We start from the raw sequence: 24,599 nt of genomic DNA, 5'->3' as shown, positions 1-24,599 counted from the left end.
CCATCCCCGGATGAACACCTCCACTCAGCCTGCCGAGGGGGCGGGTGGATCAAGATCACAAGCTGCAGGCGAGCTAACGCTCGGCCTGATGAGTGGTGAGAAGCGTGGGTGTACGCCGATTTGCTTTTGCTCTGCTCTTCTGTGGGAGCGAGCTTGCTCGCGATGGCGGCCTGCCAGCCGACCAATTTCTTTCGAATGTACCCAGTCCAACAGTGGGAGCGAGCCTGCTCGCGAAGGCGGTCTGCCACCCGACCTGATTTTTGCAGATGTCCCCAATCTCTGTGGGAGCGGGCTTGCCCGCGATGGCGGACTGCCAGTCAACCAATCTCTCACAGGGAATATGCAGTGTGCTGACAGCTCTGTTTAAAAGCCGTCAGCCTCTATTCCTGAAAGCCACACCGCCTTGCGTCGTTACCTACAACTACGCCAGAATCCGCCGGCTTGTGAGTCTTGACCATGATCTCTAACGTTCTCCGCATCGCTGCCCATTCAGCGATCGGGTTTAGCAGCTCGGTAAATTTCAAGGCTCGCCAGTGTCACCTCAAGATCATTTCGGTCTGCAATTTGGTGGCTGTGCGTGGGGCACTTCGGTGCGCCGGGTTCCTTGATCCCTGGTCTGCTAACCCGCGTACAGCCGCCACCCAATTCGTTTAGCAGCGACCTGTGGCGGCTCCATTGATCAAATCCCCCGAAAGACCCCACCTCACCGCGCAATCCCAGCACATCGCAACGCGTTGCTGGGGATTGCGCAGATCATCATGTTGGGCGAGCTGGCGGTGAATCGGGCGCTGGATAATCTCGATCCGCAGGAATAACCCGGTAGTAGCAACAATAAATAAACCTGTGGGAGCGGGCTTGCTCGCGAAGGCGTCATGACATTAAGCATTGATGTTGACTGACCCACCGCCTTCGCGAGCAAGCCCGCTCCCACAGGATTTTGTGTGATTTGCAGAGCGCCGGCGTGCTCGCAAACAGAGCACGTACATTCAATTTTTCCTTCCCCTGTCCCGGCACTATCGAATCCAGTCCCGGCGCATGGGCGCCGGTGGTTTTTCATTTGTGCGGGTGGGCCATGGACGCTTCGCGACGCGATGATCGGGCGCAAGACTGGGGGTTGCTGTTCCTGCGGGTCAGCGGCGGGTTGTTTCTGTTGTGGGTGCACGGTTTGCCCAAGCTGCTTCACTACAGTGCCGAGTTGCAGAACATCGAAGACCCTTTCCACCTGGGGGCGAACCTGACGCTGCTGCTGGCGATCTTCGCCGAGGTGGTGTGCCCGCTGCTGATCGTCGGCGGATTGCTGGTGCGTCTGGCGTGTTTGCCTATTCTGTTTTTGCTATGGGTGTCGATGTTGATCGTGCATCCGCAGTGGACCCTCTTCGAAGGCCAGTTCGGCTGGCTGTTGTTGATCGTGTTCACCAGCATTCTCATCGCCGGGCCGGGACGGCTGGCGCTCAATGTCCGTTTCGCCGGAGCCTTGCGTTATGTCTGATCTCAATCGCCGTGAACCGGCAAGTCCCGGGCCTGATGAGGTGGTGACCTTGATCGTCAAGCACCGGGTCAAGGCCGGTTTTGAAGTGCCTTATGAAGCCTGGCTGCGCAACATCGTCAAGGTGGCCGCGCAGAATGTCGGGCACCTGGGCGTGGATGTGGTGCGCGGCAAGAACGCCGGCCTCGACACCTATACCTGCGTGCTGCGCTTTTGCTCGACCGAGGCGATGCAGAACTGGCTCGATTCGCCGCAGCGCCAGGCGTTGGTCGACGAAGCCGCGTCGATGCTGGCCGATGGCGACCAGACCGAAGTCAATCCGGTCAACGAGTTCTGGTTCTCGCCCCAGGCCGAAGCCGGTACGCCACCGCCGCGCTGGAAGCAGGCCGTGGTGACGTTGCTGGTGATCCTGCCGCACACCTTGCTGGTGCCGCTGCTCTGGGGGCCTCTGCTACGGCTCAACGCCTGGCTCTCCAACTACGTGGTGGCCACGTTCCTGATCACCCTGACCATCGTGCTCTCGGTGGTTTACATCTTCATGCCCATGGCGACGCGTCTGTTCGCGCCCTGGCTGTCTCCCGCCACTTTGCACGAGGAACCGTGATGAACGCCGATCTGATTTTGTTCAATGGTCAATTTCATACCGTTGACCGCGAAAAACCGCTCGCCAGCGCCGTGGCGATCAGCGACGGTCGCTTTGTCGCAGTGGGCAGCGATGCCGAGGCCATGGCCCTGCGTGGCTCGAGCACCCAAGTGATCGACCTCAAGGGCCGCTGTGTGATTCCCGGGCTCAACGACTCGCACTTGCACCTGATCCGCGGCGGCTTGAACTACAACCTGGAACTGCGCTGGGAAGGTGTGCCGTCCCTGGCCGATGCCTTGCGCATGCTCAAGGATCAGGCCGACCGCACGCCGACGCCGCAGTGGGTGCGGGTGGTCGGTGGCTGGAACGAATTCCAGTTCGCCGAAAAGCGCATGCCGACCCTGGCGGAGCTCAACCAGGCGGCACCGGACACGCCGGTGTTTGTCCTGCACCTGTACGACCGTGCCTTGCTCAACCGCGCGGCCTTGCGTGTCGCCGGCTACACCCGCGACACGCCTAACCCGCCGGGTGGCGAGATCGTGCGCGACGCCAATGGCGAGCCGACCGGCATGCTGGTGGCGCGGCCCAACGCGATGATCCTGTACTCGACCCTGGCCAAGGGGCCGAAGTTGCCGCTGGAGTATCAGGTCAACTCGACCCGCCAGTTCATGCGCGAACTCAATCGCCTGGGTCTGACCAGCGCCATCGATGCCGGCGGCGGTTTCCAGAATTATCCGGACGATTATCAGGTGATCGAGCAGTTGGCGAAGGATGAGCAACTGACCGTGCGCATCGCCTACAACCTGTTCACCCAGAAGCCCAAGGAAGAGTTGACCGATTTCAAGAACTGGACCGGCAGCGTGAAGCTGCACCAGGGTGACGATTACCTGCGGCACAACGGCGCCGGGGAAATGCTGGTGTTCTCGGCGGCGGACTTCGAAGACTTCCTCGAGCCGCGCCCGGACCTGCCGCAAACCATGGAAGCCGAACTGGAACCGGTGGTGCGTCACCTCGTCGAGCAACGCTGGCCTTTCCGTTTGCACGCGACCTACAACGAATCCATCAGCCGCATGCTCGACGTGTTCGAGAAGGTCAACCGCGACATTCCGTTCAATGGCTTGCCGTGGTTTTTCGACCATGCCGAAACCATCACCCCGCAGAACATCGAGCGGGTGAGGGCGCTCGGTGGCGGCATTGCGATTCAGGATCGCATGGCGTTCCAGGGCGAGTATTTCGTCGAGCGGTACGGCGCGAAAGCCGCCGAAGCCACGCCACCGATCAAGCGCATGCTGGCCGAAGGCGTACCGGTCGGTGCCGGTACCGACGCCACGCGGGTATCGAGTTACAACCCGTGGACTTCGCTGTACTGGATGGTCAGTGGCCGCACCGTCGGCGGCATGGAACTGCACGCCGAAGGCCTGTCGCGTCTGACGGCGGTGGAACTGTTCACCCACGGCAGCGCCTGGTTCTCGTCCGAGCAAGGCAAGAAAGGCCAGATCAAGGTCGGGCAATTGGCCGACGTCGCCGCCCTCAGTGCGGACTTCTTCAGCGTCGATGAAGAGGCGATCAAGTGGATCGAGTCGGTGTTGACGGTGGTCGGCGGCAAGGTGGTGTACGGCGCCGGTGACTTCGAGAAGCTCGGGCCGGCCAGCGTGCCGGTGCTGCCGGACTGGTCGCCGGTGGTGAAGGTGCCGGGCCACTGGCGCCCGACGTCGCCGATGCAGGCCCAGGTTCACCACTGCAGCGGGCCGTGTGCGGTGCACTCCCACAGCCATGAACGGGCGCGCCTGTCGAACGCGCCGGTCAGCGATTTCGCCGGTTTCTGGGGCGCCTTTGGCTGCTCGTGTTTTGCCTTCTGACGCATTCAAAAAAGCGCCGACCCAACAGGGCGGCGCGGTATGCAACAACCATCCATCAAGGAGCTTCCAATGAGCAACGTTCCGTACAAACGCCTGAACAAAGACGATGCCGTGGTATTGCTGGTCGACCACCAGACCGGTCTGATCTCGCTGGTGCAGGATTTCTCGCCCAACGAGTTCAAGAACAACGTGCTGGCGCTGGGCGACATCGCCAAGTTCTTCAAACTGCCGACCATCCTCACCACCAGTTTCGACAGCGGTCCGAACGGCCCGATCGTGCCGGAGCTCAAGGCGCAGTTCCCGGACGCGCCGTTCATTGCCCGCCCGGGCCAGATCAACGCCTGGGACAACGAAGACTTCGTCAAGGCGATCAAGGCCACCGGTCGCAAGCAACTGATCATCGCCGGTGTGGTGACTGACGTGTGCGTGGCGTTCCCGACCCTGTCGGCCATTGCCGAAGGCTTTGAGGTGTTTGTGGTGACCGACGCTTCCGGCACCTTCAACACCACCGTGCAACAAGCGGCCTGGGCACGCATGTCGGCCGCCGGTGCACACCTGCTGAACTGGTTCTCCGTGGCCTGCGAGCTGCAAGGCGACTGGCGCAACGACATGGAAGGCCTGGCCAACCTGCTGTCCGAGCGCCTGCCGAACTATCGCAACCTGATCAATAGCTACATGAAATTCACGGCCAAGTAAGACCTGTCCTGTGGGAGCGGGCTTGCTCGCGAAAGCGGTGGTTCAGTCAACATCAATGCTGACTGTCATGACGCTTTCGCGAGCAAGCCCGCTCCCACAGGGTTTTGTGTTCACATCCGCTTATCGACTCTGCAACCACCCCAAAAAACCACCTTTCCTGACCGCCACCGGTTTGGCCATTAACGCCATCCGGCTGTTCTGCTGGCGCACCGCTTGCAGCTTGTTCAACGCCCGATCGACCTCCCGACGTTGCGCCATGCAGTTGCGGGTCAGGGATTTGTCGAGGCGGTAGATGATGCTTGAGGTCATGGCGGTGAACCGTGCCTGGGACGGCGTATCGGCGAGGATGCTTTGTTCGCCCATGACTTCACTCGGCCCCATGCGCCCGGCTTCGATCTGCGTGCTGCCGTCGGGGACGGTGGCGCTGACCACGCCGGTGGCGATGACGAACAGACTGTCCGGTACTTCCTCCAGGTCCAGCACCACATCACCGGCCGCGTATTGCTGCGCCACCATGTTCTGGGCCAGGCGATCCCGTTCCTCGACGCTCAGGGAGCGGAAGATTTTCACTTCGTCGAGCAGTGCCCGTGCGCGGGTCGACGGCTCGATCACGCCATCGGGTTGCCGGGAAATGCCTGCCGCTTCGAGGTGCCGATGGGCCAGGTCGAACAGTTGATTGCGCACTTCACCCTTTTTGGCCAATTCGGCGATGAAGCCGCTGGCCACGTATTCGGACATGGTTTCGCCGGCCTCCTTGAGCACGGCTTTCGGCGCCGGATCGAGAAGCAGGCTGCTGCTGCCCTGAAGAGTACGGTCCAGGGCATCGAGTACCCGACGCGGGCGAATGTGGTTGGGTACCTGAATGCTGATCGACACGCCGTGCATGTTGAACGGGCGGCTGAGGTTGACGATCTTTGCCTTGGCCGCCACCGAGTTCGGCACTACCGCTGTGCTGCCGGCGCTGGTCAGCAGGTGGGTGGCACGCCAGTCGATGTCCAGCACCTTGCCTTCAATGCCGTCGATGGAAATCCTGTCATCGACCTGATACGGCTTGGTGGTGTTGAGCACGATGCCGGAGAACACGTCGCTCAAGGTGCTCTGCAATGCCAGGCCCACTACGATGGCGACGACGCCGGAGGTCGCCAGCAAACCTTTCACTGGCAGTTCCAGCACGTAGCCGGCGGCGGCCACCACCGCAATCAGGAACACCAGTGCGCCGATGACATCCTGCAACAGCCGGCCGCTGTGGCCGATGCGCCGCATCAGGGCCAGGCCGATCACTTCGGTGAACACCCGCGCCGCGTACAGCCACCAGAGAATCCCCAGCGCCGTGGCCCCCAGTTGCGCCACGCGATCATCGGCAAACAACGGCGCCTGCAACGGGCTGACGCCAGCATTGATGAGCACCGCGCCGAACAGCACAAACAGCGCCAGGCGCACACCGACCCGGCTGACGCGATGCTTGAATGGCGCGAGGTGCCAGAGCAGAGCGTCGATGGCCAGCAGCAGGGTGCTCAGGGAGAGCAGGTGACCGAGGAGAAAGGACATGGGAATGCTCCAGTAGAAATGAGGTCGCGCAGGTGGAGGGTGCTGTTGTGGCGAGGGAGTCGTCGCCCGCTTGAGTGCGGAGCAGATTAATACTGTGTCAGGAAAGGAAAAAGCGGCTATAAAGTGTTTGACTGTCAACCAGGAAGTGACAATGAATCCCTTCGAAGATATGCGTATTTTTTGCCAGGTGATGGAGTCTGGAAGCTTCACGGCTGCCGCCGATCAACTGGGGCTGTCCAAGCAGTTTGTCAGCCGTCGCTTGATGCAACTCGAAGAGCGCCTGGGCGTGCGCTTGCTCAATCGCTCGACCCGGCGACTGGATGTCACGCCGCTGGGGCAAAGCTATTACGAGTCAGCCTTGCGCCTGCTCAGCGAAGTCGAACAAGTGGAGCAGGGCATCGCCGGCCAGACCACCGAGCCACGCGGGACCCTTCGTGTGAGCGCTCCGCTGTCGTTCGCACTGGCGCATCTGGGCTGCCTGTTGCCGGTGTTTTTGCAGCGCTATCGCGACGTGACGGTGGAGATGGATTTGAGCGATCGGCCTGTGGATTTGCTGGGTGAGGGATACGACCTGGCGTTGCGCATCGGCACGCTCGAGGACTCGACCTTGATTGCCCGGCGGATCGCGTCGATCCCGCGGGTGTACTGTGCAAGCCCCGCGTACCTGGTCGAGCGCGGCACACCGCGCAAACCTGAGGATCTGCACGGTCATGACTGTCTGCCGTACGGCCATGGTCGACAGGTGCAATGGCGTTTTGCGGGGCAGGGCAAGCCGCTGACGGTCAACGTCACCGGGCGGATGCGGGTCAACAACGGCGAGGTGCTCAGGGATGCGGCTATCGCCGGCCTGGGGATCACGTATTTGCCGGCGTTCATCGTCGGCTCGGCGCTGAAGGATGGACGGCTGGTGGAGGTACTGGAGGATGTGCGCCCCGAGCCGCTGACGTTATCGGCGGTGTATCCGCAGCATCGTCAGAGTTCGCGGCCGGTGCAGGCGCTGGTTGAGTTCTTGCGCGAGGCGCTGGATCAGTCCGAGGGTGGGTTGTAAGGATAGGGTTCACACAATCTACTGTGGGAGCGGGCTTGCTCGCGAAGGCGGTGGGTCAGTCGACATCAATGTCCCATGACCCACCGCCTTCGCGAGCAAGCCCGCTCCCACAGGGGTTTTGTGTTGTATGGGAATCAGTAGGAATCAGCTCTTTTTGTCATCGCCGGATTCGGCATGGACACCACGGTCATCGCCGGGCTCGCCATTGGCATGAACGCCACGGTCATCGCCGGGCTCGCCATTGGCATGAACGCCACGGTCATCGCCGGGCTCGCCATTGGCATGGACGCCACGGTCATCGCCGGGTTCGCCATTGGCGTGGACGCCATGGTCATCCCCCGCTTCATCATGGGTGCCGTTGCGTCCTGAGGACGAGGCTGTTCCGGAGTGACTCGAACCACTGTTGGCACTGCCATGGCCGCTGTTGCTGCCATGGTCGCCGCTATGGCCGCTGCCGCTGTTTCCGCCGTTGCCACCACTGCCGCTTCCGCCGTGACTGCCGCCACCGCCGCCACCACCGCCACCACCATTACCGCCGCCACCTCCATTGCCACCGCCACCATTACCGCCGCCGCCTCCATTGCCACCGCCACCACCGCCACCACCACCGCCTCCACCGCCACTACCCCCATCCTTGGCCTGTGCACTGGATACCCCGGACAGGTTGTCCGGAATCAGTACGGTAGACGCCGACAGAACCGCGCCAATAGCTACTGCCAGTAAAAGCTTATTGATGTGCATGTCGTTCTCCGTCTTCTTGTTTGAGTCTGGAACGTTGATGAAGCTTGCAACGTGCTGCTTTTTCCCCATGGGAATCTGTTAAACACCTCGGCGGGCTGACTTATTCAGTTGGGTGGTTGAACAAATGCAACGGACAGCGCGGCCCTGTTCCAAAAGTCAGTGAATGCTCGAGGCCAGTTCGAAAATCGGGATGTACATCAGGATCACGATCACCCCGATCAACAGGCCGATGAAGGTCATGAGCAAGGGTTCGAACAGCCGCACGAACCATTCGATCCAGCGGCTGATTTCTTCGTCGTAGAAGTCGGCGCTGCGCTCCATCATCTGCCCGAGGTTGCCGGACTGTTCACCGGCGCGCAGCAGGCGCAGCGACACGGGGGTCACCAGTTGATTGAGTTCCAGCGCGGTGGACAACGATTGCCCTTCACGCACCCGTTCGCAGGCCTGGTCCAGCCGGCTGCGTGAGGCGACGGTGAGCAGGTTGCGGACCATGCCCATGGCGGTGACGAGGGGAATGCCGCCTTGCAGCAGGATGCCCAGGGAACGGTAGAAGCGTGCCAGCTCATACATGAAGATGCGCTGGTGCACCGCGGGGAGTTTTTCGATCACGCGGTCCAGCCCCCGCCGAAAGGCCGGTTGGCGCTTGAGCAGGACGAGGGCGACGATGATGGCCAGCAAGCCACCGAAGAATTCGCCCTGGTGGGCGTGAAGGAACATGCCGCTGCTCATCAGGATCTGCGACAACCACGGCAGGTTCGACCCCAGCCCTTCGAACACCAGGCTGAAGCGCGGCACGACGTAGCCCATCAAGAACAACACCACGCCGCCGCCCACTACCAGCAACAGCATGGGGTAGATCGACGCGCTGATGATCTTCTGGCGAACCTCGTCCATGCGCTGTCGATAGCTGACATATCGGCCCAGGGCATCGCCGACGGCGCCGGTCTTCTCGCTGGACTGCACCAGCGCCACGTACAAAGGCGGGAAAACGGCCGACAACTGGCCCAGGGCCTGGGAAAACGATTTGCCCTCGTAAAGCAGGCGCACCAGCTCGCTCAGGGTTTTGCGGGCTTGTGGCGCGTTTTCCTTTTCCGCCAGGCTTTCCAGCGCATCGATCAACGGCAGGCCGGCGTTGAGCAAGGTGGTCAGTTCCTGGCTGAACAACACCAGGTTGAACGTCTCGCGCCTTTGCAGGCGCAACGAGCGCCAATGTCGCTCGGCGTGCAGGCTGACCACCCGCAGGCCCTGGTCCTCGGCGATGCGCCTGGCTTCGCTTTGCCCTGGCGCATCGACGGTCATTGAGACGACACCGGCCTTGCCGACGGCTTTGAGGTGAAAGCGCATGGTCGCCATATCCGTCAGTTCCAGTTGGTGACTTCGGCGTTCTCGCCTTCGCCGCCGGGTTGCCCGTCCTTGCCCATGGACAACAGGTCGTACTCGCTGTTTTCACCGGGATAGCGATAGCTGTAGTTGCGGCCCCAAGGGTCTTGGGGGAGTTTTTTCTGCAGGTACGGGCCGGTCCAGCGCGGTTCGTCGGCGGGGGCCGTGACCAGCGCCTGCAAACCCTGTTCGGTCGACGGGTAATGGCCGACTTCCAGGCGGTAAATGTCGAGGGCTTTGCTCAAGCCTTCTATTTGGGCCTTGGCCACTTTCACTTCGGAACGGCCCAGTTGGGCGAAATACTTCGGCGCGACGATGCCGGCCAACAGCCCCAGCACCACCAGCACCACCAACAGTTCGAGCAGGGTGAACCCGCTTTGGGTTCGCCGGGCATAACGCAGATGCTGATTCATGATGACCTCGCACGGTAGGCAGCAGTGTTGCCAGTTGCCATGTAGTTGTTGTCCTTCAACAGCATGCAATTGCCATGCTCATGCTCGGTGATCCTTCTGCACCCCCCGTGCTACGGGCCTTCTCACTTACGGCACAGTGCTTGCGTATGGCTGTTGCACGACTGGCCATTGGGGCAATACCCCCATTTTTCGGGGCCGGGAAGGGGAGGTCTAATAATGAAATCACTCACCACCGGATTGCTGGGTCTGCTGGTCTTGACCGGCGCCGCACAGGCCGATGTGTTTGTTTCCGTGGACGCCAATGGCAGCTACGTCCTGTCCAATGTCCACCGCCCCGGACGCCACTATGAACGGGTGATCCGTGAACCCGATGCGCCGGTCGTCAGCCTCGACCAGCAACCGCAGATGATCGCCGCTCAACCCTACGCCGAACTGGTGGCGGCGGCGGCCACGGCCAACGAGCTGCCGGCGGCGCTGCTGCACGCAGTGATCAAGACCGAGTCGAGCTACAACGCCCGCGCTACCTCACCCAAGGGCGCTCGCGGACTGATGCAGTTGATGCCCGACACCGCCCGCGAAATGGGCGTGACCAACGTCTACGACCCCAAGGCCAACATCCAGGGCGGCGCCCGCTATCTCAAGCGCCTGATGACGATGTTCGACAACGATATCCGCCTCGCCGTGGCCGCCTACAACGCCGGCCCGCAAGCGGTGCTCAGCCGCGGCAACGTGGTCCCGCCGTTCGCCGAAACCCAGCGTTATGTGCCCAACGTGCTGAACCAGTATCGGCGTTTGCAGGGGTTATCCGCGGATGCGCCGCTGTGATCGAAACCCCGGGGGCGATTTTCCCCAATAGTGGGGAATAGTGGCCCCAGTCGGAAAGTGGGGGATTGGGTGGGGAATATCCCCCGGCTTATCAAGTCATGATTATAACTTGCTGATTAATAACGTATTTTTATTGGCATGCGGATTGCTCCAGACGATTTGTCGAGAAGTGTTCCCCCGATAACCCGCAGCGAGGTCCGAGTCCATGATCGGCATATCCCACGCTTCGTCCTTGATTAATTTGCAGCGGGTGGCTGTCGGCGATTGCCTGACCATCAATCTGCAGAACCTGCTGGCTTTGTGGGAGCGTGCTTGCTCCCACAAGGGTCGGGCAAGGCAGGAACAGATCGGTAAAGAGGAATGTTGTTATGGACAGGACCATCACAGTCGCTGGCAGCGCGCTGATTCTCGGGATGGCCCTGATCGGGTTCGGGGTATGGCGGACCGCGCCCCCGACTGCGCTCGACGAAGTCGCCTTGCCCGACACCTGGAGCGACCAGGCGCTGGAGCGTGACGGGAATTCGGTGGGCCTTGCCGACGTGCAATCTCGTGTGATGGACAAAGCCTCGGGCCAGCCCTTGTCCGGCGACGTGCCGGGTGTTCGGGTCGAGCCAGGCGATACCCACTAGGAGGAAACTGACATGAACCGATTCGCGCATCGCGCACTGCTGACGTTCTGCCTGTTGGCCTTCGGTATCGACCAGGTGCCGGCTCACTCGACGGACGGGCACACCGGGCACGACATGGGAGCCAGGAAGGCCGGCCAGGAGACCGCCCGGATCAAGATTGCCGACGTGACCTTGCTGGACCAGGACGGCAAGGTCGTCAGCCTGGAAAAAGACCTGGTCAGCAACAAGATCGTGGTCATGGGTTTCATCTACACCAGTTGCACCACGGTCTGCCCGGTGGTGTCCTCGATCATGGGCAAGGTGCAGAAACAACTGGGTGCGCGGGTCGGCACCGAGGTGCAACTGGTGTCGATCAGCATCGACCCGCAGCGTGACGATCCCCAACGCCTGAGCGACTACGCCCGCACCTTCCAGCAGGGGCCGGGCTGGAGCTGGCTGACCGGTTCGCCGCAGTCGGTCAATGCCACCCTCAAGGGCCTGGGCGCCTACAGCGGTGACTTCAAGAACCACTCGCCGCTGATTCTGGTGGGCGACGGCAACAACCGTTTCTGGACCCGCTATTACGGTTTCACCGACCCGACGGAACTGGCCCGGGCCGTCGAGAAACTCAGTGGTGAACGCAACGTCCACGCCAAGCACACTGCCATTGCCATGGAGCAACAGCCATGAGAGCCATCGACTGGTTTGCCCTGGGTATCTGCTACTGCATTTTCAGTTCAGTGGCGTTTGCCCACGAAGGGCATGAGCAGACCACCGCGCCTGCGGTGGCCGCCGCGCAGCCGTCCAGCGGCACCCACGACGCGAAGACCTGGTTCACCGACACGCCGTTGCAGGACCAGAACGGCAACACGCTGCGTTTCTACAGCGACACATTGAAAGACCGTGTGGTGCTGCTCAATGTGATTTTCACCCGTTGCAACGATGCTTGCCCGCTGATTACCCGCAAGCTCAAGGAAGTGCGTGAAGTGCTCGGCGACAAGGCCGACGGCATCACCTTTATCTCCCTTACCAGTGATCCGCTGCGGGACACCCCGGCGGTACTCAAGGCTTACACCTTGAAACAGGGCGTCGATGGGCCCCACTGGTTTTTTCTTACCGGCGACAAGGCGCAAATGGACCTTGTATTGGGGCGCATCGGTCAGATCGTGCCGACCCCCGAGCAGCACTCCACCCAGTTGATCGTCGGTGATGTGGCGAACAAGCGCTGGAGCAAAATCCGTCCCGATGCCCCGGCGGCCGCTATTGCCCAGCGCCTGCAGTTGCTGACAATGCCTGTGGCCGGACGCTAGCCATGGCCATCAATACTGCCCTCGTCCTTGGCCTGCTGCTCTTCGGCGGCCTTTCGCTCAGTGTCCAGGCGCTGCCATTGAGCCTCAGTGAAAGTGCCGGCAAGCGCCTGTACCGCGAAGGTGTATCGGCCAGCGGCGAGCCGATCATGGCCCGGGTCGGCGCATCGAACATGGTGCTGCCGGCCACCAGCCTGCCGTGCGCCAACTGTCATGGCGAAGACGGCCTGGGGCGACCCGAAGGCGGGGTGCGCCCACCGGACCTGAGTTGGTCGCGGCTGGCCAGCAGCCATGGCCAGCAGCACATCAACGGCCGCAGTTATCCGGCCTACAGCGACAGCACCCTGGCGCGGGCGGTGCAGGAGGGGCGCGACCCCGGCAACAACCGGCTCGATCCGTCGATGCCACGGTTCGTGTTGTCGATGAACGATCAACGCAACCTCACGGCGTACCTCAAGCGCCTGGCCGAAGACCGCGATCCGGGCCTGACCCCCGACAGTCTGCACCTGGGCACGTTGCTGCCGGGCACCGGGCCATTGAGCGAGGAGAGCGTCACGGTGGCGGCGGTACTCAAGGGCTGCGTGACGCGTATCAATGAGGCGGGGGGCATTCACGGCCGGCAGTTGCGCCTGACCATCCTCGACCCCGGTACCGATCGCGCCAGTGCCGAAAAAGCGCTGGACCGATTGATCGATGAAGAGCAGGTGTTCGCCCTGATCGCCCCGCTGGCGCCGGCATTGGACGTGGACCTCGCCGTGCGCCTGGAACGGGCCGGCATTCCGCTGATCGGGCCGCTGTCCTTGCAGGGCACGCCCCACGCCAGCCCGCAGATATTCGAACCACTGCCGGGCCTTCGCGAGCAATTGATCGCCCTGGCCGATTACGCCGGTGCCAGCCTGCGGGTGCTTCAGGGGCCGACGCTGATCGCCTATCCGGACGAATCCGGCCAACGGCGGGCGGCGCAGGAACTCGGCCAGTACTTGCAGGGGCACGCCTGGCAAAAGGTGCGCCTGCAAGCCTACGACCCGAGCGGGGAAGATTTGCCCCTGGGGTCGCGCTCGGTGTTTTACCTGGGCACCAGCAGCGGCTTCAGCCGACTGGCCGAGCGCCTGCAAACGGCGGGGCAGGTGCCTTACCTGTTCGCCACCTCGAACCAGGTGGCGGGCAATCTGACGCAGGTGCCCAGCGGATTTTCCCGGCGGGTGTTCCTGGCCTATCCGTTCGTGCCCAGCGACTGGACCCTGGCCGGGCGCCTGGCCTTGACCCAGTTGCGCGAACACCAGGGCCTCGGTGGCCAGCACGCGATACTGCAAGTGGGCGCGTTCAGTTCGATGATGCTGCTCAGCGAAGGCATGAAGCAGGCCGGGCGGGATGCCAGCCGCGAAAAGCTGGTCAGTGCCCTGGAAGGCCTGCATGACTTCGATACCGGGCTGACGCCCCTGATGAGCTTTGGTCCTGGCCGACGCCTGGGCTTGAGCGGTGCCCATATCGTCACGGTGGATCTGCCGGACCAGCGATTCTATCTGGTCGCCCCCTATAAACCTGTCGCCGCCACGCCCTGACCGGAGGCCGATCATGAAACTCGACACTTTGCTGGTCCTGCTGACGTTATGGGCACCCGTGGCGTGGTGCAGCAACGGTCCGGCCGCGGCGCGGGTCAATGGCGAGGAAATTTCCCAACTGCGCCTGGAGCGCTACTTCGCCGAATACCTGGAAGATCAGGGCCGGGCGGTAGGCAACATCCGCAACCCGACCGCCTACAAGCAACTGCGCAAGGCTGCGCTGGATGCCTTGATCGATCGCGAATTGCTGTGGCAGGAAGCCGTCAAGCGCGGCGTGGTGATCAGTGATGCCGTGGTCAAGGACCAGATCGATCAGACCCGTCAGGCCATGGGCGGAGCCGAGGTGTTTGCCAGGCGTCTTGAAGAGGCCGGTTTCGATGAGGCCGGTTACTCCGAATACACCCGCCGTGAACTGGCGGCCCGGCAAGTGTTCAATGACCTCATCCAGGCCGCCGGGCCGGACGAAAAACAGGTCCGGGCATTCTACGAAGAACACCGAGGCGAGCTGAACCGGCCCGAAGAAGTGCGGGCCCGGCATATCCTGGTCAAGGTAGCGCCCGGTGCTGACGCTTCCACAGTCGAGGCTGCGCGGCTACGCTTAATTGAAACAAGGGCGTCCATCGTTGCCGGGGCCGATTTCGCCGGCGCTGCCCGTAGCGGGTCCGAAGACGCGTCGGCCAGCGAAGGGGGCGACCTGGGCTACTTTCCCCGTGGACGGATGCTGCCGGAGTTCGAGGCGGCCGCGTTTGCCCTGGCACCGGGGGCCATCAGCGAACCCGTGCGCACGGCGGTGGGCTGGCATCTGATCTATTTAGAGAACCACAGGGAGGCGAGCCATGTCCCGCAAGAGCAAGGACTTGAGAGGGTTCGGGCTTACCTTGCCCGCCAGCAACAGGTTCAGGCGCGCTCGCAGGCCTTGGCGCAATTGCGCTCGCGCAACCGGATCGAGCGGATTGATGATGACTAGGGTGTTCCCCAACAGTGGGGGAAAAACGTCAATGCCCATCCGATCGCTTTCCCCGTTTTTGGGGGATGGGATTGCTGCACAAAAAGGCATTGTTTTTAAATTCAAGGACATGAAGGCCTAAAATAACCGGCGCTCAGTCTGGCATGAAGTGTGCGTTAGTCCTCTCAGGGCACGCGCTCCGCCAGGTTCAAAACCCGGACCTGCGGTTTCAAGGAGTCGACCTTGTTAAACAAAGTACTGGTTGTTGATGACGAACAGCTGCTGGCGGAAAACCTCCAGGGTTACCTGCAGGCGCAAGCGCTGGAAGTCCGGATTGCTCACGACGGTGCACATGGAATCGCCGAAGCAGACGATTTCGCACCCGATGTGATGGTGTTCGATTACCGCTTGCCGGATATGGAAGGCTTTCAGGTGCTCGATGCCGTCCGCCAGAACAGGAAGTGCCATTTTGTGCTGATCACAGGGCATCCAACCGCGGAAGTTTGCGAGCGGGCCCGGCTACTGGGAGTCAGCCATATCCTGTTCAAACCCTTTCCGTTGGCGGAATTGGCCCGTGCAGTGCTTGATCTTCTGGGCAGGCGGCGCGAGCCCAGGCCGGGTGTGAGCACTTGCGAAGGATTCGTCGAACGACGCCAGAGCAGGACCGAGAGTTTCCCGCTGCAGTTGTACGACGGTAGTTGGGTGCTTGCAGATCGCCGAAAAAACACTTCGGCTTCCATGGCGCCAGACGACGAACAATTGCTCACCGGGGAGTAGTGGCGCGACAAGACGTTCCGGCCTGTGCCGAAATGGCTCGCCGCGCCGACAGGGCTCAAAGCCCCGGGCGTTGGAGAGCATGCCATGGACCGTCTATCCCTTGCCGTAGAACCGGCGCAAGTGGAATGTGTACCGACTCGTTTCAGCAGTGAACAACTGGCCCGGGCGCGCGCCCTGGCCACCAGTTCCGGCGAGCGGATGCTGGACACCCTCGGGGAGTTGAGTGAACTGGCTCCCATGCCTTTCATCCAGTGCCTGGGTGTCACCCTGCACTACCCGGTGCTCGACACCGACAGCCTGTTCAGTGCCACACCGGTGTTCGACCGGGTGACCCTGGCCCAATGCCTCAAGCGAGAATTCATCCTGCTGCGTCACGACGATGCGGTCATCGGCGTGTTTGCCGACCCCTTCGACAGCGCACGCCTGGCCTGGATCGATGAATGCCTGCACGGCGCGCCGCTGTACCTGGTGCAGGCCGACGACCTGAAGGCCTACCTGGCGCGTCACGAAGAAAGTTTCCACGCGGTGGAATCGCTCAACGCCCAGGCCGAGGGCGGAGCCGAGATCGATACCCTGCAAAGCCTGTCCCTGACCAGCATCAGCGAAGACGCCAGCGTGGTGGTCAAGCTGGTCAACTCGACGCTGTACGACGCGCTGAAAATGCACGCCAGCGACATCCACCTCGGCACCACCGGCAGCGGACTGGTGATCAAGTACCGGATCGACGGTGTGCTCAACAACATCAGCAAGATCCAGGGCAGCGAGTTCGCCGAGCAAGTGATTTCCCGGGTCAAGGTCATGGCTGAACTGGACATCGGCGAAAAGCGAGTGCCCCAGGACGGTCGTTTCAAGATCGGCATCAGCGGACGGCAGATCGACTTCCGGGTGTCGATCATGCCAAGCATCTTCGGCGAAGACGCGGTGCTGCGGGTGCTCGACAAACAGGACCTCGCCGACAAAGTCTGTGGCGTGCAACTGCAAGCCCTGGGCTTTGAAGAAGATACCCTGCGCCAGTTGCGCCGGCTGGCCGCCGAACCCTACGGCATGGTGCTGGTGACCGGGCCTACCGGTAGCGGCAAGACCACCACCCTGTACGCGATGATCACCGAGATCAACCACGGCGTGGACAAGATCATCACCATTGAAGACCCGGTGGAATATCAACTGCCGGGCGTGCTGCAAATCCCCGTCAACGAGAAAAAGGGCCTGACCTTCGCCCGGGGCCTGCGCTCGATCCTGCGTCACGACCCGGACAAGATCATGGTCGGTGAAATCCGCGACCCGGACACCGCACAGATCGCCGTGCAATCGGCGCTCACCGGTCACCTGGTGTTCACCACCATCCACGCCAACAACGTGTTCGACGTGATCGGCCGCTTCACCCAGATGGAAATCGACCCCTACAGCCTGGTCTCGGCACTCAATGCCGTCCTGGCTCAGCGTTTGATCCGTCTGGTCTGTACCAGTTGCAGCGCCCCTTACAGCCCGACAGAAGAAGAGCTGGAGGTCTCGGGGCTTGATCCGCAAAAGGTCGCTCACTACCGGTTCGTCCACGGCAAGGGTTGCGGGCATTGCCGGGGCACCGGGTATCGCGGGCGCAGTGCGATTGCCGAACTGCTGCACCTGGATGATGAATTGCGGCAAATGATCGTCGAGCGCCAACCCATCTCGAAAATCAAGGCCCATGCCTGCAAACGTGGCTTGCGCCTGTTGCGCGAGTCGGCGCTGGAACTGGTGGAACAAGGCCGGACCACTCTCGAGGAGATCAATCGTGTCACTTTTATCTCGTGAGCAATTTGTCGCCGTGCTCGGCGCCAGCGGTGTAGGCCTGGGGCATCGCCAAGGCAGTGCAACCCACTGGCTGGGCAGCGTCGGCTACATCGATGAAGGTTTCCAGGCCTGGGCGGTGGCCCTCGACACCCTCGACCGTTTGCTGGCCGAGCACGCCGTTGCCAGGGCGGAACTGACGGTGGTGGTCTCCGGACACTTCAGCCGCTATTGCCTGGTGCCCTGGAGCGATCAGATCAGCAGCCCGACCGAATTGCTCGGCTTCGCCCAACTGTGTTTCGAAGACCTCTACGGTGCACCGACGCAACCCTGGAGCCTGGTGCTGTCGGCCGAACCTGCCGGTTATGACCGCATCGCCACCGCGCTGCCCCGGGACTTGCTCGACCGCCTGCGCGCCCTCGTCAGCGCGCGTGGCTTGCGCCTGCGTTCGGTGCAACCGTATCTGATGGCGGCGTTCAACCATTTCGATAAAAGCCTTGATGCCGGGGACTTCCTGTTCGTGGTCGCCGAACCGGTACGCAGCGTGTTGCTGCTGGCCCGGGAAGGGCGCTGGACGTCGGTGCGTTCAGTGGGCAGCAGCGACAGTGATGCGGCCCTGACGGCGCTGATCGGCCGTGAGAACCAGTTGCAGGCATCCACCAGCGAACGGCCGTTGACGGTCTACCTGCATGCGCCGGCGCGCATCGACTCGCACCCTGAAGTGCCTGGTGTGCATCTGCGCACCCTCGAAGAAGACCGGACAGCCGTACGCGATTGCCTGTACGTCATGTCTCGGGCGGTGGCCTGACATGCGCCCCCTGATGCTCGACTTTCAGCCGCGCCGCCGTGCAGGTCCCCTGGGCTGGAGCCTGCTCGCCGGTGGCGTGGTGCTGACACTGACTTGCGCTCTGGTGCAGCAGCACCTGAGCAACGAGGCCGAACAACAGCAGGGCCACCTGCAAACCACCCAGCGGGTGCTCACCGGCGACAACGGCAGCAAACCCGGCCTGACCCCGGCGGAAACTCGCGAGCAGGCGCAGAACCTGGCCGAAATGCGCAAGGTTTCCCAACAGTTGCGCCGCCCCTGGGAGCGTCTGTTCGCCACGCTGGAAGCCATGCCGCGGGACAACATTGCCCTGCTGACCCTGACCCCGGACGCCCGCAAAGGCCAGGTCCGGATCAGTGCCGAGGCGATGGACCTGGACGCCATGCTCGATTTCCACCGCCGCCTCGAAGCCAGTGACGAGCTGTCCGACGTGTCGCTGCTCAGCCACGAAATTGTCGCCAACGTGCCGGAACACCCGGTGCAGTTCAACCTGTCGGCTACCTGGGAGATCGGCGATGCAAATCCATAAATTGATCGTCCACGAATACCTGCAAGGCCTGGGGGTTCCGGGGCTGGCCGGGTTGGCCATGCTGGTGCTGGCGCTGAGCTATGGCCTGGCCGGATTGCTGCCGGACTGGCAGTCGCTGCAAAGCCTCAACCAGCAGACCCGCGAGGCCACCGAGTACCTGGCCAAGGTCGAAGACGGCACCGTGGCTGCACCCGTTGTGCCGCAGCGCCAGCTCGACGACTTCCGCAGCAAGTTGCCGTCCCAGCCCCAGGCCACCGTGGCCATCGACAAGATCTACGCCCTGGCTGCCCAGGAGCGCATCACCTTGTCCCGGGGTGAATACTCCCTGGGCGTGGACCCCAAGACGCACCTGGCCCGCTATCAGATTCTGCTGCCGGTACGTGGCAGCTATCCGCAACTGCGGCGTTTCCTGCACGCCTTGCTCGGCCAGTTGCCGGCGGTGGTGCTGGAAGATGTGGAGTTTCAACGCAAGAAAATCGCCGATACCGACCTGACCGGCCGGATCCGCATGACCCTTTACCTGTCGAGGTCGTGATGAATACCAAGCGAGTGGTGGGTTGGGTGGCGTTCTTCGGTGTAGCGGCAGCGTTCGCCTGGTTCCCCGAATACTTCAAACCGGCTGACGACAGCGACCCTGCGGTGGCCGCCGTGGCCACGTCAGCCAAAGGCAAGGCCTCGGGCGCAGCGGCGGCTGCATCAAGCGCCGCGGCGGTAGTGCCGATCAAGGACCTGAGCCCGGCAGGCGACCTGTTCGCTGCCCGCAGCTGGAAAGCGGAGCCGGTCCTCGGCACCGTCATTGAACAACCGGTAGTCGTGACTCCAGAGGTGCAGGTCCCCACTGCACCGCCAATGCCCTTCCAGTTTGTCGGCAGGCTGGATGACCGTTCCGATCTGCAGGTGTTCTTGCAGAGCGGCGAAAAAATATACGTCGTACGCAAAGGGGATGTCATCGACGAAACCTGGCGGATCGAGCGCATTTCCAAAGAGGAGCTGAGCCTGGTCTACCTGCCTCTGCATTTAGCTCAGACTCTGTCTGTGGGGAGTACGGAATGAACAAATCCCGTTTGCTGATGAGCCTTTGTCTCTGCGCAGGGCTGGCTGCATGCAGTTCGGCGCAGGTCGCCAAGGAAGAAGCTTCCGCCCTGATGGAATCTGGCCAGTACGAAGCCGGCCTGGCTCGCATCGAACAGGGGTTGCGCGAGAACCCTCGCGATACCGATCTGCACATCGCACTCAACAGCGGTCGGGCCCGCGCCGTGACGGCACTGCTGACCCAGGCCGACATGGACCGCGCCCAGCGTAATTTCGCCGGGGCCCGCATGGGCTACAGCCGGGTCCTGGGCATCGAGCCGAACAACCGTCGTGCCCAGGACTCCCTGCGCCAGCTCGACTACCTGCGCAGCATGGACGAGAAACTCGAATTGGCCCGTGGCGACCTGCGTCGCGGGGACATCTACGGTGCCGACCGCCAGGTCAAACAGATTCTCGAACTGGACCCGACCAACGAGGGTGCCAAGGAGCTGCAAGACAACATCCGCCTGGTGCAGAGCCGCAACGTGGTGCAGTACCCGCAGCTGCGTACACGCCTGGACCGGCCGGTGACCCTGGAGTTTCGCGACGCCAACCTGAAGACCATTTTCGAAGTGCTGTCCCAGGTCGCCGGCCTGAACTTCATCTTCGACAAGGACCTGCGCCCGGACATGAAAGCCACGATCTTCGTACGTGACGTGCGCATCGAAGACGCCGTGGAGCTGCTGCTGCAACAAAACCAGTTGCACCAGAAAGTGGTGAATGAAAACACCTTGCTGATTTACCCGGACTCGCCGCAGAAGCTCAAGGATTACCAGGAGCTGGTGATGCGCACCTTCTACCTGACCAGCATCGATGCCAACACCGCGTTGAACATGATCAAGACCATGCTCAAGACCCGCGACGTGTTCGTCGATGAACGCCTCAATACCCTGACCATGCGCGACACCGGCGACGCCGTGCGCATGGCGGAAAAACTCCTGCAATCGCAGGACCAGTCCAACCCCGAAGTGGTGCTGGAAGTGGAAGTGATGGAAGTCGCCCGCCAACGCATTCTCGACCTCGGTCTGCAATGGCCCAACACCTTCGGTGTGATCAACAGCGACGGCTCGCCAGTGTCCATCCTTGACCAGCTCAAAGGCATCAATTCCAGCCGCATCTCCATCAGCCCGGCGCCCCAGGCCAAGATCAACGCCCAGGACAAGGACATCAACACCCTGGCCAGCCCGGTGATCCGGGTGAGCAACCGTGAACAGGCGCGCATCCACATTGGTCAGCGCGTGCCGATCATCAGCGCCACCTCGGTGCCTTCGACCCAGGGCCCGGTGATCACCGAAAGCGTGACCTACCTCGACGTCGGTCTGAAGCTTGAAGTGCAGCCCATCGTCCACCTGAACAACGAAGTGGCGATCAAGATCGCGCTGGAAGTCAGTAACGCCACGCCGCTGACGCCGACCGCTCAGGGCACCATTCCAGTCCAGGTCGATACCCGCAACGCCCAGACCACCTTGCGTCTGCATGATGGCGAAACCCAGATCCTCGCCGGCCTGGTGCGCAACGACCATGGCAGCAGCGGTAACAAGATTCCTGGCCTGGGCGACATTCCTGGCCTGGGCCGCCTGTTCGGCAGCAACAAGGACGATGTCAGCAAGTCCGAACTGGTGCTGTCGATCACCCCGCGGATCGTGCGCAACCTGCCGTACCAGAGCCCGTCGGACATGGAATTCCCGACCGGCACCGAAACCAGCATGCACATCCAGGCCCCTGACCGTTCGATGAGCACCACGGTTCAGACCGGCCCCATGAGCGCACCGATCGCCACCACCGTTACCGTCGGGAAGCCATGATCATGAACGCCTCGCAACGCGGTTTTACCCTGATCGAAGTCGTGGTGACGCTAGCCCTGGTCGGCCTGTTGGCCGGCATGGCCGCACCGCTGACCGAGACGGTGGTGCGCCGGGGCAAAGAGCAGGAACTGCGGAACGCGCTGTACCAGATCCGCGATGGCATCGACGCCTACAAACGCGCCTTCGACGCCGGCTACATCGAGAAGACGCTCGACAGCAATGGCTACCCGCCGAACCTGAAAGTGCTGGTCGATGGTGTCCGTGACGTGCGCAGCGCCAAGGGGGCCAAGTTCTACTTCCTGCGGCGCATCCCCCGTGACCCGCTGGCCACCGTCAAGCGTGACGATGAGGGTGGCTGGGGCCTGCGTGCCTATGACAGTTCGGCCGAGAACCCGCGGGAGGGCCAGGACGTCTTTGACGTTTACTCCAAGGCCCGGGGCAAGGGTCTCAACGGCATCGCCTATAGGGAGTGGTGAGCATATGCGTCGGCAAAAGGGTTTTACCCTGTTGGAACTGATGGTGGTCATGGCAATCATCGCAACCCTGATGACGATCGCCATGCCACGCTACTTCACCAGCCTGGAAGCCTCCAAAGAGACCACCCTGCGCCAGAGCCTGTCGGCCATGCGCGAGGCGCTGGACCACTACTACGGGGACACCGGGCGATATCCCGACTCCATCGAACAACTGGTCGAACTGCGCTACCTGCGCAACCAGCCGCTGGACCCGATTGCCGAGCGCAAGGACACCTGGGTCATGGTCGCTCCACCGGAAGGCGTGGCGGGCGGGGTGGCCGATATCAAGAGTGGCGCCTCCGGGAGGGCACGTGATGGCAGCCTTTACTCCGAGTGGTAAGCCTTCGGGCCAGGACGGCTTCACCTACCTGGGTGTGCTGTTTCTGATCGTCGTGATGGGCATGGGCCTGGCCAGTGCCGGCGAGTTGTGGGCCACCGCTTCACGCCGGGACCGGGAAAACCAGTTGCTCTGGGTCGGTACGCAGTATGCCCAGGCGCTGCGCAGCTATTACCGCAGCTCGCCCGGCGTCGCCATGTACCCGAAAGAACTCGCGGACCTGTTGCAGGACGAGCGCTTCCCGTCGGCCAGGCACCATATCCGCAAGTTGTACCCGGAGCCGATGACGGGGGGCGAATGGGAGGTGATACGCGGTATCGACGGACGGATCAGCGGAGTGTACTGCTCCTCCACGGAGAAGCCGCTCAAGCAGGTGAACTTTCCCAGCCAGTGGTCGGACTTCAACGGCATGGCCAGCTACAAGGACTGGCAGTTCGTGGCCGAGAAAGCCTTCCTCGATGACTCCAGCGGGCAGCCGAAAGCACAGTCCACCGCACCTCAGGCATTGCAGCCTTGAACCCTTGGGAGCGGGTTTTGCGCCAGATATACCGGGTCCAATTGTGGACTTGCTCGCGAAGGCGGCCTGATAGCCGACCTGTCTTTTTTTGACTGTGTACATATCCGTTTTTTTGGTAACGGCGGCTTATGGTTCCGCTCTTACAGCGGGTCACTTTTGGCAAACGCCCCAAAAGTAACCAAAAGGTCTCGCCCCTTACGTACGGCCCCTCGCTGAGGCTCGGGGTTCCTTCGCTCCGGTATTCATCAGGGCGCATCGCCTCCGGTCTGCTTCGCGACGACCTCCTCTCGATGTGTTCGACTTCGTCGAACGGCGCTGCGCGCCTGCCCCCTGATGAACACCTCCACTTAGCCTGCCGAGGGGGCGGGTGGATCAAGATCAAGAGCTGCAGGCGAGCTAACGCTCGACCTGTTGAGTGGTGAAGAGCGAAGGTGTACGCCGCTCTGCTTTTACTCTTCTGTGGGAGCGGGCTTGCTCGCGAAGGCGACCTGCCAGCCGACCAATCTCTCACAGGTATACCCAATCCCTGTGGGAGCGAGCCTGCTCGCGAAGACGGCCTTGCAGCCAACGAAAGTCCTCTGCCTCACACCAGCAAAATGGCCAGAAATTATGGATGTCAGGCAAGGCTGTAGGACCAGGAGCGAGGCTACACCGCCTTGCGTCGTTGCCTACAACTACGCCAGAATCCGCCGGCTTGTGGGCCTTGGACCCTGACTCTATCGTTGTCGGGTCGCTGCAAATTCAGCGACCGGATTTAGCGATCCGAACAGATACAGGGACACCAGCACTCCAGTCTTGATTGCATTCGTTTCTATGCCTGCAATTTGATTATGGCGGCTGTGCGTCGGAGACCTTCGGGTCTGCCGGGTTTGCCTGTAACCGGTTCGCTAACCTTCGTACAGTCGCCACCCTTACTTGTTTAGCGACAGGTCTTGGTGGTTCCAGTTTCTACAGGAGCTCCACCATGTTCAAACCCACACCCAATCCCCCAGAATCAGAAACCGATACCACCCGGAGTGCATCAACTCTCCACCTCAAACCCGCCATCCTCAAAAACGACGCACCCCACAACCCCAGCACTATGTTCACCATCGTGCCGAACATCGACACCGAAAGCCTGTTGGCCCATGCCTGTGAATCGCTGGCCTCGGCGAGCGTCATGGCCAGTGATTTCGCAACATTCCTGGATGGTCCGCAACGCAGCATGTTGCTGGGGATCCAGCAGGTGATCATGCTGGCGGACCTGGCAGTCAACCGCGCACTGGATAACGTCGCCCCACTGGACTAAGCGCTGAACCTAGTGGCGCGGGAGCCAGCTTCCTCGCCACAGAAAGCACATCAACTTTTGGATGCGTCCTACGCACACTTCGGAAACATCCTATATCAATCTTTTTTCCCTTCCTGAAAGCTGCCCAGCGTTTGAACGAGGGTGGCAACGAAGCCTCCCCGTCCG

At 62.0% G+C, this 24,599-nt stretch carries 26 protein-coding genes and 1 pseudogene; 23 read left to right on the top strand and 4 right to left on the bottom strand.

Features of this window, described 5'->3' with window-relative positions:
* Window positions 1–719: 719 nt before the first annotated feature.
* From AB7M25_RS19495 to ycaC, 5 genes and pseudogenes are all read left to right on the top strand, one after another.
* Window positions 720–815, top strand: a pseudogene (locus AB7M25_RS19495) (DUF6124 family protein); the annotation flags it as partial.
* 257 nt (window positions 816–1,072) lie between these two features.
* Window positions 1,073–1,489 carry a DoxX family protein gene (locus tag AB7M25_RS19490; RefSeq protein ID WP_429388788.1) on the top strand — a complete coding sequence of 139 codons (417 nt, stop codon included), beginning with the start codon at window positions 1,073–1,075 and terminating at the stop codon, window positions 1,487–1,489.
* Entirely contained in the window at window positions 1,482–2,090 is a 609-nt protein-coding gene (locus tag AB7M25_RS19485; RefSeq protein ID WP_454237862.1) for an antibiotic biosynthesis monooxygenase, read from the top strand. Before AB7M25_RS19490 ends, AB7M25_RS19485 begins: the two co-directional genes overlap by 8 nt.
* A complete protein-coding gene (locus AB7M25_RS19480) occupies window positions 2,090–3,928 on the top strand; it encodes an amidohydrolase (protein ID WP_454237861.1) in 1,839 nt (612 codons plus the stop codon). Before AB7M25_RS19485 ends, AB7M25_RS19480 begins: the two co-directional genes overlap by 1 nt.
* A 69-nt stretch (window positions 3,929–3,997) precedes the next feature.
* On the top strand, window positions 3,998–4,624 hold the full coding sequence (ycaC, locus tag AB7M25_RS19475; RefSeq protein WP_007977200.1) for an isochorismate family cysteine hydrolase YcaC: 627 nt from the start codon (window positions 3,998–4,000) through the stop codon (window positions 4,622–4,624).
* Window positions 4,625–4,744: 120 nt separating this feature from the next.
* Here ycaC and AB7M25_RS19470 read toward each other — a convergent pair whose 3' ends face one another.
* Window positions 4,745–6,172, bottom strand: a complete 1,428-nt coding sequence (locus AB7M25_RS19470) for a mechanosensitive ion channel domain-containing protein (protein ID WP_429388783.1) — start codon at window positions 6,170–6,172, stop codon at window positions 4,745–4,747.
* A gap of 151 nt (window positions 6,173–6,323) precedes the next feature.
* On the opposite strand from AB7M25_RS19470, the gene AB7M25_RS19465 reads away from it, so the two are divergent.
* Window positions 6,324–7,220 (top strand): LysR family transcriptional regulator, encoded by an 897-nt coding sequence (locus AB7M25_RS19465; RefSeq protein WP_429388781.1) that lies wholly within the window; start codon window positions 6,324–6,326, stop codon window positions 7,218–7,220.
* Window positions 7,221–7,364: 144 nt separating this feature from the next.
* Here the strand turns inward: AB7M25_RS19465 and AB7M25_RS19460 are convergent, their stop codons facing one another.
* The 3 genes from AB7M25_RS19460 to gspG all read right to left on the bottom strand — a co-directional run bounded on the left by AB7M25_RS19460 (window position 7,365) and on the right by gspG (window position 9,754).
* Entirely contained in the window at window positions 7,365–7,961 is a 597-nt protein-coding gene (locus tag AB7M25_RS19460; protein WP_454237860.1) for a hypothetical protein, read from the bottom strand.
* A gap of 156 nt (window positions 7,962–8,117) precedes the next feature.
* Window positions 8,118–9,305, bottom strand: coding sequence for a type II secretion system F family protein (locus tag AB7M25_RS19455; RefSeq protein ID WP_429388777.1), 1,188 nt, complete (start codon window positions 9,303–9,305; stop codon window positions 8,118–8,120).
* Between the two features lie 14 nt (window positions 9,306–9,319).
* On the bottom strand, window positions 9,320–9,754 hold the full coding sequence (gspG, locus tag AB7M25_RS19450; protein ID WP_015095760.1) for a type II secretion system major pseudopilin GspG: 435 nt from the start codon (window positions 9,752–9,754) through the stop codon (window positions 9,320–9,322).
* Between the two features lie 216 nt (window positions 9,755–9,970).
* On the opposite strand from gspG, the gene AB7M25_RS19445 reads away from it, so the two are divergent.
* The 17 genes from AB7M25_RS19445 to AB7M25_RS19365 all read left to right on the top strand — a co-directional run bounded on the left by AB7M25_RS19445 (window position 9,971) and on the right by AB7M25_RS19365 (window position 24,434).
* The gene (locus tag AB7M25_RS19445; protein ID WP_007977214.1) at window positions 9,971–10,579 is read left to right on the top strand and encodes a lytic transglycosylase domain-containing protein; all 609 of its coding nucleotides are present in this window, start codon (window positions 9,971–9,973) and stop codon (window positions 10,577–10,579) included.
* Window positions 10,580–10,947: 368 nt separating this feature from the next.
* Window positions 10,948–11,208 (top strand): hypothetical protein, encoded by a 261-nt coding sequence (locus tag AB7M25_RS19440; protein WP_429388775.1) that lies wholly within the window; start codon window positions 10,948–10,950, stop codon window positions 11,206–11,208.
* 12 nt (window positions 11,209–11,220) lie between these two features.
* Window positions 11,221–11,877, top strand: a complete 657-nt coding sequence (locus AB7M25_RS19435; RefSeq protein ID WP_429561636.1) for an SCO family protein — start codon at window positions 11,221–11,223, stop codon at window positions 11,875–11,877.
* Window positions 11,874–12,497, top strand: a complete 624-nt coding sequence (locus AB7M25_RS19430) for an SCO family protein (protein WP_429561637.1) — start codon at window positions 11,874–11,876, stop codon at window positions 12,495–12,497. Before AB7M25_RS19435 ends, AB7M25_RS19430 begins: the two co-directional genes overlap by 4 nt.
* Window positions 12,498–12,505: 8 nt before the next feature.
* Window positions 12,506–14,056: a cytochrome c/ABC transporter substrate-binding protein gene (locus AB7M25_RS19425; protein WP_429388808.1), complete on the top strand. Its 1,551-nt coding sequence runs from the start codon at window positions 12,506–12,508 to the stop codon at window positions 14,054–14,056.
* Between the two features lie 13 nt (window positions 14,057–14,069).
* Window positions 14,070–15,023: a peptidylprolyl isomerase gene (locus AB7M25_RS19420; RefSeq protein WP_454237859.1), complete on the top strand. Its 954-nt coding sequence runs from the start codon at window positions 14,070–14,072 to the stop codon at window positions 15,021–15,023.
* Window positions 15,024–15,245: 222 nt separating this feature from the next.
* Entirely contained in the window at window positions 15,246–15,779 is a 534-nt protein-coding gene (locus tag AB7M25_RS19415) for a response regulator (protein ID WP_102675568.1), read from the top strand.
* 84 nt (window positions 15,780–15,863) lie between these two features.
* Window positions 15,864–17,570: a GspE/PulE family protein gene (locus tag AB7M25_RS19410; protein ID WP_429388765.1), complete on the top strand. Its 1,707-nt coding sequence runs from the start codon at window positions 15,864–15,866 to the stop codon at window positions 17,568–17,570.
* Complete coding sequence (locus tag AB7M25_RS19405; RefSeq protein ID WP_454237858.1) at window positions 17,551–18,354, top strand: hypothetical protein; 804 nt, start codon at window positions 17,551–17,553, stop codon at window positions 18,352–18,354. The genes AB7M25_RS19410 and AB7M25_RS19405 overlap by 20 nt, the downstream gene beginning before the upstream one ends.
* 1 nt (window position 18,355) lies before the next feature.
* Window positions 18,356–18,901, top strand: a complete 546-nt coding sequence (locus AB7M25_RS19400) for a PilN domain-containing protein (protein ID WP_007977236.1) — start codon at window positions 18,356–18,358, stop codon at window positions 18,899–18,901.
* Window positions 18,888–19,436, top strand: coding sequence for a pilus assembly protein PilO (locus tag AB7M25_RS19395; RefSeq protein WP_429388761.1), 549 nt, complete (start codon window positions 18,888–18,890; stop codon window positions 19,434–19,436). The genes AB7M25_RS19400 and AB7M25_RS19395 overlap by 14 nt, the downstream gene beginning before the upstream one ends.
* Complete coding sequence (locus AB7M25_RS19390; protein ID WP_429561641.1) at window positions 19,436–19,954, top strand: hypothetical protein; 519 nt, start codon at window positions 19,436–19,438, stop codon at window positions 19,952–19,954. Before AB7M25_RS19395 ends, AB7M25_RS19390 begins: the two co-directional genes overlap by 1 nt.
* A complete protein-coding gene (locus tag AB7M25_RS19385; RefSeq protein ID WP_429388757.1) occupies window positions 19,951–21,777 on the top strand; it encodes a secretin N-terminal domain-containing protein in 1,827 nt (608 codons plus the stop codon). The genes AB7M25_RS19390 and AB7M25_RS19385 overlap by 4 nt, the downstream gene beginning before the upstream one ends.
* A 2-nt stretch (window positions 21,778–21,779) precedes the next feature.
* A complete protein-coding gene (locus AB7M25_RS19380) occupies window positions 21,780–22,253 on the top strand; it encodes a type II secretion system protein (protein WP_429388755.1) in 474 nt (157 codons plus the stop codon).
* 4 nt (window positions 22,254–22,257) lie between these two features.
* On the top strand, window positions 22,258–22,632 hold the full coding sequence (locus tag AB7M25_RS19375; RefSeq protein ID WP_007977246.1) for a type II secretion system protein: 375 nt from the start codon (window positions 22,258–22,260) through the stop codon (window positions 22,630–22,632).
* On the top strand, window positions 22,607–23,146 hold the full coding sequence (locus AB7M25_RS19370) for a type II secretion system protein (RefSeq protein ID WP_429388753.1): 540 nt from the start codon (window positions 22,607–22,609) through the stop codon (window positions 23,144–23,146). Before AB7M25_RS19375 ends, AB7M25_RS19370 begins: the two co-directional genes overlap by 26 nt.
* A 964-nt stretch (window positions 23,147–24,110) precedes the next feature.
* A complete protein-coding gene (locus AB7M25_RS19365; protein ID WP_429519483.1) occupies window positions 24,111–24,434 on the top strand; it encodes a DUF6124 family protein in 324 nt (107 codons plus the stop codon).
* The last annotated feature ends 165 nt before the right edge of the window (window positions 24,435–24,599 follow it).

It is taken from the genome of Pseudomonas sp. AP3_22 TE3818 (genome assembly GCF_053628995.1).
The sequence above is the reverse complement of the archived record's forward strand: the minus strand, read 5'-3'. Positions and strand labels throughout refer to the sequence as shown.

Bases quoted from the DNA above. Each gene is read 5' to 3' on its own strand.
- AB7M25_RS19390 (WP_429561641.1), top strand. From the start codon at position 19,436: ATGAATACCAAGCGAGTGGTGGGTTGGGTGGCGTTCTTCGGTGTAGCG.
- AB7M25_RS19375 (WP_007977246.1), top strand. From the start codon at position 22,258: ATGCGTCGGCAAAAGGGTTTTACCCTGTTGGAACTGATGGTGGTCATG.
- AB7M25_RS19460 (WP_454237860.1), bottom strand. From the start codon at position 7,961: ATGCACATCAATAAGCTTTTACTGGCAGTAGCTATTGGCGCGGTTCTG.
- AB7M25_RS19490 (WP_429388788.1), top strand. From the start codon at position 1,073: ATGGACGCTTCGCGACGCGATGATCGGGCGCAAGACTGGGGGTTGCTG.
- AB7M25_RS19395 (WP_429388761.1), top strand. From the start codon at position 18,888: ATGCAAATCCATAAATTGATCGTCCACGAATACCTGCAAGGCCTGGGG.
- AB7M25_RS19440 (WP_429388775.1), top strand. From the start codon at position 10,948: ATGGACAGGACCATCACAGTCGCTGGCAGCGCGCTGATTCTCGGGATG.
- AB7M25_RS19480 (WP_454237861.1), top strand. From the start codon at position 2,090: ATGAACGCCGATCTGATTTTGTTCAATGGTCAATTTCATACCGTTGAC.
- ycaC (WP_007977200.1), top strand. From the start codon at position 3,998: ATGAGCAACGTTCCGTACAAACGCCTGAACAAAGACGATGCCGTGGTA.
- AB7M25_RS19400 (WP_007977236.1), top strand. From the start codon at position 18,356: ATGCGCCCCCTGATGCTCGACTTTCAGCCGCGCCGCCGTGCAGGTCCC.
- AB7M25_RS19485 (WP_454237862.1), top strand. From the start codon at position 1,482: ATGTCTGATCTCAATCGCCGTGAACCGGCAAGTCCCGGGCCTGATGAG.
- gspG (WP_015095760.1), bottom strand. From the start codon at position 9,754: ATGAATCAGCATCTGCGTTATGCCCGGCGAACCCAAAGCGGGTTCACC.
- AB7M25_RS19365 (WP_429519483.1), top strand. From the start codon at position 24,111: ATGTTCAAACCCACACCCAATCCCCCAGAATCAGAAACCGATACCACC.
- AB7M25_RS19445 (WP_007977214.1), top strand. From the start codon at position 9,971: ATGAAATCACTCACCACCGGATTGCTGGGTCTGCTGGTCTTGACCGGC.
- AB7M25_RS19420 (WP_454237859.1), top strand. From the start codon at position 14,070: ATGAAACTCGACACTTTGCTGGTCCTGCTGACGTTATGGGCACCCGTG.
- AB7M25_RS19410 (WP_429388765.1), top strand. From the start codon at position 15,864: ATGGACCGTCTATCCCTTGCCGTAGAACCGGCGCAAGTGGAATGTGTA.
- AB7M25_RS19380 (WP_429388755.1), top strand. From the start codon at position 21,780: ATGAACGCCTCGCAACGCGGTTTTACCCTGATCGAAGTCGTGGTGACG.
- AB7M25_RS19430 (WP_429561637.1), top strand. From the start codon at position 11,874: ATGAGAGCCATCGACTGGTTTGCCCTGGGTATCTGCTACTGCATTTTC.
- AB7M25_RS19465 (WP_429388781.1), top strand. From the start codon at position 6,324: ATGAATCCCTTCGAAGATATGCGTATTTTTTGCCAGGTGATGGAGTCT.
- AB7M25_RS19455 (WP_429388777.1), bottom strand. From the start codon at position 9,305: ATGCGCTTTCACCTCAAAGCCGTCGGCAAGGCCGGTGTCGTCTCAATG.
- AB7M25_RS19385 (WP_429388757.1), top strand. From the start codon at position 19,951: ATGAACAAATCCCGTTTGCTGATGAGCCTTTGTCTCTGCGCAGGGCTG.
- AB7M25_RS19470 (WP_429388783.1), bottom strand. From the start codon at position 6,172: ATGTCCTTTCTCCTCGGTCACCTGCTCTCCCTGAGCACCCTGCTGCTG.
- AB7M25_RS19435 (WP_429561636.1), top strand. From the start codon at position 11,221: ATGAACCGATTCGCGCATCGCGCACTGCTGACGTTCTGCCTGTTGGCC.
- AB7M25_RS19370 (WP_429388753.1), top strand. From the start codon at position 22,607: ATGGCAGCCTTTACTCCGAGTGGTAAGCCTTCGGGCCAGGACGGCTTC.